General features: G+C 33.4%; 14 protein-coding genes. 4 read left to right on the top strand and 10 right to left on the bottom strand.

Annotated elements, in window-relative coordinates; all coding sequences use genetic code 11:
- Positions 1-279: 279 nt before the first annotated feature.
- Both M1P97_RS24620 and M1P97_RS24625 read left to right on the top strand, forming a co-directional pair.
- Entirely contained in the window at positions 280-1149 is an 870-nt protein-coding gene (locus M1P97_RS24620; RefSeq protein ID WP_249390463.1) for a hypothetical protein, read from the top strand.
- 43 nt (positions 1150-1192) lie between these two features.
- Positions 1193-1702 carry a nitroreductase family protein gene (locus tag M1P97_RS24625; RefSeq protein WP_195375411.1) on the top strand — a complete coding sequence of 170 codons (510 nt, stop codon included), beginning with the start codon at positions 1193-1195 and terminating at the stop codon, positions 1700-1702.
- Between the two features lie 407 nt (positions 1703-2109).
- Here M1P97_RS24625 and M1P97_RS24630 read toward each other — a convergent pair whose 3' ends face one another.
- The 10 genes from M1P97_RS24630 to M1P97_RS24675 form a co-directional block, all read right to left on the bottom strand.
- Positions 2110-5421 (bottom strand): metallophosphoesterase family protein, encoded by a 3312-nt coding sequence (locus M1P97_RS24630; protein ID WP_249390464.1) that lies wholly within the window; start codon positions 5419-5421, stop codon positions 2110-2112.
- 112 nt (positions 5422-5533) lie between these two features.
- Positions 5534-6430 (bottom strand): DUF5712 family protein, encoded by an 897-nt coding sequence (locus M1P97_RS24635; RefSeq protein ID WP_249390465.1) that lies wholly within the window; start codon positions 6428-6430, stop codon positions 5534-5536.
- A 4-nt stretch (positions 6431-6434) separates the two neighbouring features.
- Positions 6435-7019: a BfmA/BtgA family mobilization protein gene (locus M1P97_RS24640; protein ID WP_249390466.1), complete on the bottom strand. Its 585-nt coding sequence runs from the start codon at positions 7017-7019 to the stop codon at positions 6435-6437.
- 284 nt (positions 7020-7303) lie between these two features.
- Complete coding sequence (locus M1P97_RS24645) at positions 7304-7636, bottom strand: helix-turn-helix domain-containing protein (protein ID WP_249390467.1); 333 nt, start codon at positions 7634-7636, stop codon at positions 7304-7306.
- 155 nt (positions 7637-7791) lie between these two features.
- Entirely contained in the window at positions 7792-8172 is a 381-nt protein-coding gene (locus M1P97_RS24650; protein WP_249390468.1) for an RteC domain-containing protein, read from the bottom strand.
- A gap of 19 nt (positions 8173-8191) precedes the next feature.
- Positions 8192-8419 (bottom strand): hypothetical protein, encoded by a 228-nt coding sequence (locus M1P97_RS24655; protein WP_249390469.1) that lies wholly within the window; start codon positions 8417-8419, stop codon positions 8192-8194.
- An 83-nt stretch (positions 8420-8502) separates the two neighbouring features.
- Complete coding sequence (locus M1P97_RS24660) at positions 8503-9027, bottom strand: hypothetical protein (RefSeq protein ID WP_249390470.1); 525 nt, start codon at positions 9025-9027, stop codon at positions 8503-8505.
- Complete coding sequence (locus tag M1P97_RS24665) at positions 9024-9746, bottom strand: DUF2271 domain-containing protein (protein WP_249390471.1); 723 nt, start codon at positions 9744-9746, stop codon at positions 9024-9026. Before M1P97_RS24665 ends, M1P97_RS24660 begins: the two co-directional genes overlap by 4 nt.
- A gap of 65 nt (positions 9747-9811) precedes the next feature.
- Entirely contained in the window at positions 9812-10768 is a 957-nt protein-coding gene (locus M1P97_RS24670; RefSeq protein WP_249390472.1) for an Acg family FMN-binding oxidoreductase, read from the bottom strand.
- Entirely contained in the window at positions 10758-11372 is a 615-nt protein-coding gene (locus M1P97_RS24675; RefSeq protein WP_249390473.1) for a TetR/AcrR family transcriptional regulator, read from the bottom strand. Before M1P97_RS24675 ends, M1P97_RS24670 begins: the two co-directional genes overlap by 11 nt.
- Before the next feature lie 210 nt (positions 11373-11582).
- Between M1P97_RS24675 and M1P97_RS24680 the strand changes: the two genes are divergently transcribed.
- Together M1P97_RS24680 and M1P97_RS24685 are read left to right on the top strand one after the other, a co-directional pair.
- The gene (locus M1P97_RS24680) at positions 11583-11879 is read left to right on the top strand and encodes a helix-turn-helix domain-containing protein (RefSeq protein ID WP_249390474.1); all 297 of its coding nucleotides are present in this window, start codon (positions 11583-11585) and stop codon (positions 11877-11879) included.
- Positions 11880-11885: 6 nt separating this feature from the next.
- A complete protein-coding gene (locus M1P97_RS24685) occupies positions 11886-12176 on the top strand; it encodes a helix-turn-helix domain-containing protein (RefSeq protein ID WP_249390475.1) in 291 nt (96 codons plus the stop codon).
- Positions 12177-12192 lie beyond the last annotated feature (16 nt).

Genomic DNA, 12192 nt, shown 5'->3' on the forward strand with positions numbered 1-12192 from the left:
TATGTGGAAATTTGGGAAGCGACAAATGGCAACCGAAAAGTGTTAAATTTTAGAATATGCTGGTAATTAAAGATTTACACTCGGATATTTCTGATTAGTTTTGGTTGTTCTATGGTTATAAATACAAGTGTATTATTTATTAATAGGTAGTAGTCTGATTTTTCGGAAGTGTTATATACTTTAAAAGAATATATTGCAAAATTAGTAATTTATTGGATGTCTTTTGGATATATTTGCTACATTTATCATCTGTATTGTAATCTGAATAATATTTTAAGTATGAAAAAGTGGCTTTATTTAGTGTTTACTACATTGTTTTTCTTTTCTTGCTCTGAGATAGATGATAATATTCCAGACAATAATGATGGAGATAATAATGGCGATAAAGATAATATAGAAAATGAAAACGATATGCCTGTATTGAATCTGTATGTGAATACGGATCAGAAGAACATATTTGATTTAATGGAGTTTCAGATACAGACAGAAGGGATTATTATGCTTTCGGACTTACGTGCGCATTATGATTCTGTAGTCTGGAAGGTTTCAGGCTTGGATGGTAGTTATAAAATTTTTGAAAGAACAGATTTTAGTTCTAGTTTTAGTTTTAAATGGTCTCATAACTTTTTCTTCCCAGGTGAATATGAAACTTTCCTGTTAGGATACAAGGAGGATAAACTTATTTACAAAAGTGATACATTACTTATAAAAATAACAGATGATAAAGACTTTTTAGGATACAATTGGAAAGATATAAAAGGTTCTATCGGACATGGCACTGGATATGTAGATGTTCTTTTTAAGGATAGGGATATTGTGACCTTTCAAGATATGCATCAGGATACTCCATCTGTGGGATTGTCTCTTTTGTTAAACGGTAATCTGGATGAACAGGCATTTATATTGAAAAGTGAGAAAATACTTTTCGATTATATAAGTTCTTTATATTCATCTCCCATTTATGATTTTACGGATGATACTCTTGTAGAAAAATATAATAAAATATTTACTTACAAAAAAGAGAATGCATATCCTCAATGTATTTGGTTGACTCCAAAGTCAAAAATAGTATTACTAAAATGCTATGACAAATATTTTAAAGATTATTTTAAGTATGAGATTTATGCAGAGCCGGGAGATGAAATTTAAGTTGTATAACTTTGTTCCAAACATTAAAGAAAATAAGTAAGATATGGATTTCTTAGAACTTTCTAAAAAACGTTTTTCTGCAAGAAATTATAGTGCAGATAAGATCGAACAGTCTAAAATAGATTATATCATTGAATGTGCGCGATTGGCTCCTTCTGCAGTTAATTATCAACCATGGCATTTTATGGTTATCATTAGTGAAGAGCAGAAACAGAAGCTCCGTCAGTGCTATGATAGAGAGTGGTTTGCAAATGCGCCTGCTTATATTGTTATCTGTACTGATGAAACGAAGGCTTGGGTACGCAAATCGGATAATAAGAATCATGCTGATATTGATGCTGCCATTGCTACGGAACATATTTGTCTGGCAGCAACAGCAGTGGGACTAGGCAGCTGCTGGGTCTGTAACTTTGACTTGAATTTATTTAAAACGAACTTCCGGTTATCATCAGGAGAATATCCGGTAGCTATAATCTCCTTAGGGTATATTAAAGAACAACCGGAACGCTTTACGACTCGAAAAGATAAGAATGAAATTGTAACTATCTTGTAAGTTTTAAATAAAAGATCTGTGAGGCTGGAATGAAAAAAGCAGTTACAAATAAATGTAACTGCTTGATTTTCAGTGGTGCCACCAGCAAGAGAACTATTATCTTCTCTCTTTTGATTATCACCGTTTTATAGTTTCTTCCATTCGGAAATCCACATGATTTAGCACACGATTATGTTTTATCGTTTTGCTCGCTATAAGAACGATTTTTTTTCAAATATCTCATTGTTTATATATCGCTTGGGATTCTCCTTGCAGAGTTACCATGCTGATATTTAAAACTTTATATTTTTAGCTTCAAGCATATCCCATGATTTATCCCACTAATTTGCTACGTACTTTTGCGGTAGTTTGCTCATGGAGAATACGGGGACAAAGATAGTTATTTTTTTAATTACGTATAATCTTATCTATCTACTAATTGAATTTTTATTGTATAAAGCGAAAACTCTTTGCTCATAATATATGCTGTTGATACTATTTCTATTTTTCTCATACCAATCAATAAATTCCAAATTACTCTGTAGCTTATTTATATAAGCTAATTCTTCTTCTGTTGCGTTACATAATCTCCAAACGAAAGATGAATATCTAAATAAGTTAAGCAATTGATCAAATTGATTTTGTTTGTCCCAATATTGCCAAACTAATTTGTGACATTTATTCAATAAGGGTTTCAGACGTTGATAGAATGTGTAGCTATATGCAATATTTAATCCTAACAAATCACTTTCTGTAATTTCTTCAATTTTTTTTGTTTGTAATATAATTTCAGACTTTAAAACTATTGCTCTGATTTTATTGTACACATCTTTTCGGGATTCAGTGATAACTTTATCTAATTGCCTTAGCTGATTTTCATCTTTACTTAACCTACAAATTTCTAATATTATATTTGCTTTCAAAGTGGAATAACCCAATTTCTCAGCTTTAGACTTGATCGAGTTTAATTTATTTATTCTAAGATTTTTATCCACAATAAAACCAGCTATTACAGATTCTGCTGCCAAATATATGCTACTATTTTTATCCGTTTCATTTTTCTTTATAAGATTGGCATATTTTATAGCCTCTTCCTCATTATCCTCAGAATCATAAGCATATGCTATAGAAAGTCTTATGTCATTTCTTTCTTTCTTGTTCAAACTGTTCTTTTCATCATCGCATATTGATTTTAATATTGAAACAGCTTTGCTACGGAATGAACTCATTCTAAGATTCTCACCTAAACTTTTAGTAAGATGCACTTCAATGGTATCTAACCCCTCAAATGCAAGATTCTTGATTGATAACAAGGTTTCTTCTGCTAATAATATTGCATCTTTATACGCTCCTCTTCTTGAATAATATTCAATAAGAGACAAGGATACTCCTGCGATTCTTTGAGTTTCTAGTTCATTATTATCTTCTATACTATAAGATAAGATAAATTTAATCGCGATTTGAATATTCTGATAGATTATAATATCTAACTCTATATCTTTAGATGGAATTAATTTGACAGAACTTCTCCAATTATGCCCTAAATACAAATTACATGCCATTTTGTAGATCTCATTTTTATCAGAGTCTGTTAGCAAGGAAGATATGTAGTCTCTTATAGTTCTAGAAACTTTTATTATTTTTACAAGATCGCTATCTTCTTGTTTGTTCTCAAATATAGAATTAACTTGTATTGTTTCAATTAACTTGTTTTTTAATAGATATGATATATCATCAGGGTAAAAAGGTCTAGTTGGATCAAATCGTCTAATACGTTCAAATGTTTCTCCATTATGCAATAAAGATATAATCGACAACAATGCAAACCTGCGATTATCTTGTTTATCATCATTTTGACATAAATAGTTGATCGTATTTTTTACTGATTCTGGGAGAAAATTATCACTGTCACTATTAGGTAGCAATTCGAATTCCATATCACTAATATCGGATAATGGACGAAACATTAATTGCTCAATAACCCTGTCTATATAAAATGGTATACCGCTTGAAATTCTATGTATTTTCTCATATTCAAGGAATGTAAATGAACTATGTATTTCTTGAGAATGTTCAATGTACTGTTTTAAAGCTGGGATATCCAAAGAATATAACTCAACGTAATCAAAAGAGCGAATATTAGGAATAATATCAGAAATGATAATAATTTTAAGTGCTGGACAGAAATCAAATATTGTCTGCAAAAAACTCTTTAAATCAGCAGCATTATGTGCTAAATTTTCGTTTATCTTATTGAAAACTAATAGTGGACGATCAATTTCATTTATAACATCAAAGAAATTAGTAGCTTTTAAAGAAAATATTTTTGGAAATAATTCTATCAAATCTTCTATATTTGCAACTTCATCACAATTAATTGAAAAGCAGTTTGCTGAATTAATATCAGATTGACTTAAAATAGATCCAATGAATTCATCTTCTCCTAATCCAAATTTTGTTGTTATCCAACAGAAGTTATGAGATGTTAAATAACAAATTGCCTTATTTCTTTCTTGCGACCTAATATTGAAATGAGAATGAAGTTCCTTGTATATAGTTCTAGACAAACAACTATTTTTTAATATCTTATTACCGAAAAGATTTCCGGATTTTTCTTCAATTTTGCTTACAGAAGCCACAGGTAATTCATTAGTTTTTTCAACTAAAATAGAATTTGTTGACTTTAGAGAATCTCGAAGTATTTCTTTTAGTGAAGCAGTATCTTTATCCAAGTTAAATTCATCATTTTGTACAATTTTTAAAGTTCCATTTTTGGTACGTATAGAAATTCTAGGCCAAGTCGTTTTTGTTATTTTTTCCTGTTCAATATTATATATTCCAGCAGTGTAACCGTGAATTCTATTTTCTTGCTCGCCAAAATATTCTAATCCAAATAATGATGGAGAAATCCAATATTTTTTAGCTGGAAAACCATTTATTGAGGTTGAATTATATAAAGGTTCATGCATGTGGCCACACAAGTGTTCAATATAACTATTATCGCAAAAAATTTCTTGATTAAAATCATCAAAGGATTTTTTTTCAAACCAATCTGAAGAATGATGCGTTAGCAAAATTGAAATATCATGCATGCCTATCCATTCTAAATAATGTTCTTCAAATAAGCTATTTATTTGCTTATTATATATTCCAATCTTATTTCTTGCATCTCCTGCATAGAGTTGTAAAAATGAAGAATTAAGTCCGACCAATCCTAGTTTTAGACCATCCACAGTAATAGAACAGTAATGATCTCCTGGTACATATCCCCAATGGATATCTTCTGCCTTTTTGATAGAGGTGTTTTTGTACCAATTTAAATAATTTTGAAATCTTTGATTGATAAATTCTATATAATCATTAGGATTATTCCAGAAATATTCTTCCTTTATTTCTTTTTCATTAAGCCAATTTGATAAAACTTTTTGAATTGGATTATAACCATTACCAACTCGCTCTAAATCATGATTTCCTGGCACACAAACCAAATATGGATTTTGATTATTTTGCCTAAACAAATCCCATAAATCTATTAGAAACGACTCCAATAATTCAAATTCATCACAGCTTCCTTTTTGTACTAAATCACCAGTAAAAAATACAATATCAATTTTCCCTATTTTAGGAATTATATAACTTATATCATCAAACAGAATTCTTTTTGCTTGAGATATTAATCCTTTTTGATGTTTTTCACCGATATGTAAATCAGACAAATGTAAATAACCAATTTCTGCCATTTTTCAGTTTCTTAATTGATGAAGTGTATGAATATTGCAAATATAACAAAAAAGCTGTGAACCATGATATTGTTAGGTTTTCTTTTTTATGTATCTTTATTGGAATTGACTATTAACGCTTGTATCTTCTTTTGAATTTGATTTTCTGTTTCTTTGTTGCATCTGCTTTTTGTAAGTAACGTGCGCTTTGTGAAGCCAAAGAAATAAATAAATCAGCTTCTTGATATTTTTTTTGACTGAGGGTTAGATCACTTGCTTTCGTGTTTTTAAGATTAACCGATAGTAGATTTTGTTGATTGATTTTCACTTTCCTTTCACAGACTTGAATTCCTCGTACATGTGTATAAAGTTGTTCGGATGTAGAGCCATTCTTCATTATGTTGTGGTAATCGAATGATTCTGAAAGTTGGCGGTTGTAATTGAATAGCTTATCAAACCCCTGTTCTATCTGCTGGAACAGATTCACACGGTCGAAGCCACCTTTTATTATTCCGTTCTTTGTATTCTTATGATTGGTTAGTGGTGATAGTTTCTTTTTATTAGTTTGGTCTTTTCGGCTCACAATCAAATGGCAGTGCATATTAAGTTCGTTGTCGGAACGGCTACGGTCAAAATGAATCTTGCCGAAAAACTTTATATCCACCTCGGATAACCCTTTGTTGAAGTTCTTAGCGTATTCAGGTATAAACACCTCCCGAATATATCGTTTCATGGCTTCGGCTTTTTCCTGTTCGGTACTTCCCATCGCTTGCAGTTCCTTTTCCGATGGACTGACATGAATAGCGAAAAACTTAGCATCTGTTTTCAGCAGTTGCCCGATATTGTTATCTATACTATTAATAACTTTTGATTTGTAGATGTTATCATCTGTCAGATTGAAAAAGCTTTCGGTATAGATACCCTTTTCCATCCGTTCTAAATCTTCATGTTCTAAATAATTAGCTAGCTGTCGGCTACTGCCAGCATTATTATATGTTCCGTTGGATGGTGGGGCAAAATCGATGTGCATGGCTCTATGTATTCATCAGATTGATGATTTCTGATTTTAGGCTCTCTTTTCGTTTACTATCCATCACGCCACAAGCGGAAAGTTCAGAATAGAGTTGTATTAGGTAGAGTAGTTTCTTATAGTCCCGTTGGTGTATCTGATAAAGTGCATTTATCTGTTTGGATTGGTTGTTTATCACATCGGCATGATTGCAGAACTGTTCACTCAACTTTTTCAATACGGCTGTTTGCTTCTCCTGACTGATTTCTATTTGTGAGAGAATAAGAGTTTCCAGAGTTTTGCCGATAACATCGAAACGCAAAGCGATAGAGTTTGTTGCCCGTATCATGGGATTCAGTTGTTCTTCTTCATAGTGACGGATGAAGCGAATAATATCATCCTGTCTCTTATTTATTTTCGCCAGTTCCGATTTTACGGATTCAGGTGCTTCGGATGGGTTGATATGTGCCTTATCTATATACCCGAACGCCAACTTTACAACTTCACTCTTTTTCAGTGAATAGCGTTTGCATATCTTTTCTACCAAAGCTGCCGTTTCCTTGTCTATAGAAATGGTAGTGAATATCGTTTTCCGACTGTTATTTGGCATGGTAATTACTTTTTTATAGAAATATGAATGGCTAAATACTTGATAATAAGCGTTGCAAAGAAAATGCTTATTACAGGTGTCATTACAGCGTGTTCTTGTAACACGCTAAAGCCGAAGGCTTTGCCTCGCAGAGCAAGAGGGAAGAACAGGACTTGTCCAGTTCCCTCTTGCTCAATTTTGCGAAACGTGCGAAGCCGGAAGGCGTAGCTGTTTCAGCTAAATTAGGGTGGTAGCATAAAGTAGGAATAGTAATGCTTCATTCCTTAATTTGCTACCTTTTGCTTTCAGGGCTGATTCTCTAATTGATTGGCTTTTTCAAACTGTTTGTAGGTTTGGAAATCGGCACGTTCACGAACGAAAGATCGAATATCACCAGTACGATAATAAGTTTTCTTTCCGATGGTAAAGAAAGGTAGTTGCCCGCTTACTCTATAACGTTGAAGGGTTCGGAAAGATACTTTCAGAAGAAAGGCTAAATCCTGATTGTCAAGTATCTTTTCATTATCATCTAATACTTTATCGGTATTGATTAGGGATTTTAAATCTTTCCCTATTTCATTAAGTTTCTTGGATAGCTTCTCCATCCATTTTTCAAAGTTCTCGTTGTCTATATACATTTTGCTTCATTTTTTAGTGATACATTATGAATGTCAATCGATTGATGATGCAAAAATCGGCAGAATAGAGAATCAGAAAAAGAGGAGTAGTTACCTACTCCCCTGAAAGTGAAATTCAAATATCTGTAAATAAGAGATTTATAAGACCATTTTGTCTAATGTTTATTAGCACGTTTACGGGCTTCTTTGTTAATTGCATTCTTTAGAGCATCTAATGTTTTGGTTAGATTGAATGGTTTACGAATAAAGATAGCATCCAGTTTATCATATATACTTCCAAATTTTAAATTGAAAAGTACTTCAAAGCCGTGAGCCAAACGTACTAATGGGACGGGCTTTCCGTCTTTTCCGACTATTTCACCTAAATAAAATAAACCTATTACTATTTCAGCAATACCAATAATCCCCAAGTCATTTGACTTAGGGATTACATACAGTTCTGATTCGAATGTTGGTGAGGTGAGAGACTCAAATGATTCGGGATGCTTAATTTTTAGACTTAATAGTTCTAATTCTACATTGATAATAGCCAACACTTTGTAGATGTAAGAATTTTTAAGGGCATTTTTCCCCCTGCTCGCACTGATATAGCTCTTTTAAGGGTGCTATCTCAATACGAGTGAGATTCAGCATCCGAAAGATGTTGGAGTAATCTTTTGAACTGCTAATAGTTACTATGCACCTGATAAATTCGTCATAAGCATCTTGCATTTCTGTGTTAGTTACTTTTTGTGAGGCATCAGTCAATAAGATGATAATCCTCGTTTTTGATAAATCATTCATAGGCATGAAGTTTTTAATAATTAATGAGTATTAATAATCAGACCAAAGCCTGTTACATGTTGCTGAATGATTTCTATATACCTTTAAAAAATGAATCCAATCTTTACTGAAATAGCGTTATGGCTTAATTTTTCTGCAAACTCGGCTGTGTACAATGGTTGTTCTTTTGCTTTCACTCGTTCGAGTTTTTGCGATTCATACCCTAATGCAAAGAATAACTTCTTATCTCCGCAAACAGAATATTGTATCCCAATAGATGGATTCAGATAAAAACCTCCATTCGCATTTTTGTCTGGTGCAAAACTATATCCAACGCCACATTCTATATAAGGAGTGAATTTTCTTGGTTTTGTGATTGTGAATTTCGCATTAGCAAATAGCGGGATCAGTGCTTTCTCATAAATAGATAATCCTGTACCGATACCGACAGAGAACCGTTTGTTGATGGCATAATAACCCAGAACCTGCCATGTAAAAGGGGTAGCTGCTGGCTCGCTCATGTCAATCCCTGTTCCTACACTTGTCGCAAAAGTGAAGTGTTCTCTCTTTTGTGCTGTTGCCATTGCAACAGTACAGCTTGCTATAATTAATAGAATAATCTTTTTCATTGGATCGTTACAGTTATGCGTTTTACAATGTGTAAAGCTGTTGTCAGTTCGGATGTATCTTCATTGATCTCTCTCGAACTTCCATCAGGACTACTATGTCCAATCAAATTTGCTTCAAATGACTTTTCCCCTGACAGTAAATCGACATTGGCAGTATATACAATTGCTGGTTGTCCACTTCCTTCTTTACCACCAGAATAATTGGCTTCTCCTTCTTTGGCTGATTTGGGAAAGGCTTCATTGAAATCGGTAGAGTGATTGATTTCTATTTTTACTACGAATTTCTTTAAAGCTGCTGTCGGACTTAATTTAATATCAAAACTCCCATGTGGCGTTGCTCCTGATATGCCATCTGTTAATGGTTCTTTCTTTGTGGGCAAATAAAGTCCATCATCGTATTTTATCCCACGTGAATGACACCAATGAGGTAGAGCTTCTTTCCGTCGGTTTCCTCCCGATGCTTGCCATGATTGAGTGGCAATCTTGTGAGTTACATAAACTGTTGAAAGATAATTCCCTTGTGTATCTTCCAACCAGATAGCAATTTGAGGTGGGTTCTTCTTGTTGATACCTAAGAACAAAGGAAAATCATGTAACCATTGTTCACCCTGTTCGATGTATACTTTTACATCTCCTTTCTCATACTCAATCAATTCCTGTTGGCAGGAACAAAGGCTGATAAGCCATAAATAAATCAATGTCAATCCCATTTTCTTCATGTTAGTTTTATTAAATTGTTATTTTATTGTTGTTACTAATCGGGAACATGATAAGTAAAAAAATATTAGATTAATAATGTTTTAATCTCCTGACGGGGAGAATAGGGGATTTGCTTTGCATAACCAATTCTCATTATTAATGTCGGGTATTCCTTATTAACAGGTAATTTCTCTCGTAAGTCAGAAGCTAATGCTGCAACTTCGCACGGCTGATTAAGGAAAGCATAAGAAATCCCGATCTCAGTTGCTTTTAATAGAAAGCGTTGGAGAGTTCGCCCCAAGTTAATCCACTCTTTGAATGTATCTTGTTGCGTGGTGTATACAATAAAATGCGAAGAAGAATCTATTTTCTTTCTATCCGATTTGTTTTGCACATTGGGCTTTAAGAATAAGCTAACTATGGGACGTGCTAATATTCCGGGAAGTGGCGGATTCCCGAAAACTAAATAACTTAGTCCGTTATGTGTAGCTTCAACTTGTTTTTTATTAAACCTCATCCACGAAAGCAATTCATTCTTGAAAGCAATATCAGCCATTTGAATTTCATTTCCTTTCATTATGTACTCGGTTATTGTATCTGCAAATGGCGTATCTATTTCAGTGAAGTAGAATTGAATGCCATTTTCCTTTGGAATGGATTGAAGTTGTTGTAGAATTTCATTTGACATTTTATTCCCATTATAGATATTGCGGTTTGTTTGCCGCTTCTCAATTTGATGGAATAGAGAATCTTCAATTGTGAGGTCATTCTTTCTTAATTCAATAATAATCGCTTCTATGCTGCATTCTATTATATAAGTAGTGTAACCAAAATAGCTGGCAGCGATGCATAAGTTTTCGACAGCACAGCCTAAACTGATAAATAACTCCCGATTGTTTCCATCAACGACAGGTAATGCTACCTCTAAGTTGGGGACAATCGTAATAGTATCATCCGTAATGTGAAACTTCCAAGGCTGTGTGTTATGTCCCGAAGGAGCTTTGGAAGCATAACTGGCTATTTGTATGAAATCAGTTCTCATTTTGAAATACCTTATTTATAAAGACTTCAATTCCTTCGTTTATCTGTTCCCATCCCGAATTCTCATTCAGAGGAATGCCATTATAGACCGGACAAAAATCTTCCAGCATCACTAGATAAGTAATAGATGCAGTCAGCATAGAAGCCATTACTGCAATCTCCTTTTGTGGATGTCCTGTTAGCTCGCTTACTTTCTCTACAAGGTCTGTTCCTACTTTTTCCCGTTGCTCTCTTAGCTTTACAATCATATCATTGTTGCAAGATAGTTCCCAGCGATATAGTCTTTTCAAAGTAGGATTATTCCTTAGTTGCTCAATCTGTCCTTGGAACATACCTTTCACGAATGCAGGTAGTTCTTCACGACTGGGATATTCAAGTGGAAAATTGATCCAAAAATCATGTTGCCGTATGTAAGCAGCCATAAGTCCCTCTACCGAACCAAAATAACGGTATATCAATATCTTTGAAACACCTGATTGGGCTGCTATGGCATTAATGCCGATTTTCTCAAAGCCATCTTCGGCAATCATCTTGCCGATGGTGTCTAATAATCGCTTTTCGGTGGCTTCCCGATCTCTTTCTCCAGTTATGCTTTTCTCTTTCATTTTACATGGTGTTACTATTCGGGAACAAATATATGTTACTTATTGGAAACATGCAAAGTTTTCTTCTTTTATTTTCTTTGTTTTACTCAATAATAAGTAAATGAAGTCGGTAATTAGGTGATAATTGAAGACGTTGATAGACAGTTTAATCTTTCACTTGTTTTTCTCTATACATTTGCCGTCATGAAAATATCAAACATTGATTTATATATGGATATAGTAGCAATAGAAAGAGTTTCCTTTGATTCTTTTAGAAAGAAACTGGAACAGATTATATCATTGGCAGATAGTGGCTCTTTATCTTCCTTTGATATGTGTATTGAGAAAGAATGGATAGAGGGTAAGACATTGGCAGCTTCCTTAAATATTTCTCTGCGAACCTTACAGACTTTACGGGAGAGGGGCAAACTTTCTTTTTCGACCGTTGGCAAGAAAGTATATTATAAAATTGCTGAAGTAAAAAGTCTGTTAGAATTAGGCAGAATAAAAGTAACCACTAAAGAATAATTGCTTATGGATTTGTACACGAATGAAGATAGCCAAAAATTATTGCAATCGTTAGATAGGGCTTTATCTTATATTGAATATGCATTGAAAAATAATAAGCCTGTCTTTGAAGGGGAACGATATCTGACAAGTGAAGAACTTTGTTCTATCCTAAAAATTAGCCGTAGAACTTTGCAGTATTATCGGGATGATGGTATCTTCCCTTTTATTCAGCTTCCTGGTAAAGTGCTGTTCCGTGAATCGGATATTAGGAAGGTTTTAGAAGATAGGTTATGTTTAGCCTATGGTATAGAGTAATTTTATATTTATTGTA

It is taken from the genome of Parabacteroides leei (genome assembly GCF_023369805.1).
Classification (GTDB): domain Bacteria; phylum Bacteroidota; class Bacteroidia; order Bacteroidales; family Tannerellaceae; genus Parabacteroides; species Parabacteroides leei.

Excerpts from the sequence above, each read along its gene's own strand:
- M1P97_RS24620 (WP_249390463.1), top strand. The coding sequence starts at position 280 with ATGAAAAAGTGGCTTTATTTAGTGTTTACTACATTGTTTTTCTTTTCT.
- M1P97_RS24625 (WP_195375411.1), top strand. The coding sequence starts at position 1,193 with ATGGATTTCTTAGAACTTTCTAAAAAACGTTTTTCTGCAAGAAATTAT.
- M1P97_RS24630 (WP_249390464.1), bottom strand. The coding sequence starts at position 5,421 with ATGGCAGAAATTGGTTATTTACATTTGTCTGATTTACATATCGGTGAA.
- M1P97_RS24635 (WP_249390465.1), bottom strand. The coding sequence starts at position 6,430 with ATGCACATCGATTTTGCCCCACCATCCAACGGAACATATAATAATGCT.
- M1P97_RS24640 (WP_249390466.1), bottom strand. The coding sequence starts at position 7,019 with ATGCCAAATAACAGTCGGAAAACGATATTCACTACCATTTCTATAGAC.
- M1P97_RS24645 (WP_249390467.1), bottom strand. The coding sequence starts at position 7,636 with ATGTATATAGACAACGAGAACTTTGAAAAATGGATGGAGAAGCTATCC.
- M1P97_RS24655 (WP_249390469.1), bottom strand. The coding sequence starts at position 8,419 with ATGAATGATTTATCAAAAACGAGGATTATCATCTTATTGACTGATGCC.
- M1P97_RS24660 (WP_249390470.1), bottom strand. The coding sequence starts at position 9,027 with ATGAAAAAGATTATTCTATTAATTATAGCAAGCTGTACTGTTGCAATG.
- M1P97_RS24665 (WP_249390471.1), bottom strand. The coding sequence starts at position 9,746 with ATGAAGAAAATGGGATTGACATTGATTTATTTATGGCTTATCAGCCTT.
- M1P97_RS24670 (WP_249390472.1), bottom strand. The coding sequence starts at position 10,768 with ATGAGAACTGATTTCATACAAATAGCCAGTTATGCTTCCAAAGCTCCT.
- M1P97_RS24675 (WP_249390473.1), bottom strand. The coding sequence starts at position 11,372 with ATGAAAGAGAAAAGCATAACTGGAGAAAGAGATCGGGAAGCCACCGAA.
- M1P97_RS24680 (WP_249390474.1), top strand. The coding sequence starts at position 11,583 with ATGGATATAGTAGCAATAGAAAGAGTTTCCTTTGATTCTTTTAGAAAG.
- M1P97_RS24685 (WP_249390475.1), top strand. The coding sequence starts at position 11,886 with ATGGATTTGTACACGAATGAAGATAGCCAAAAATTATTGCAATCGTTA.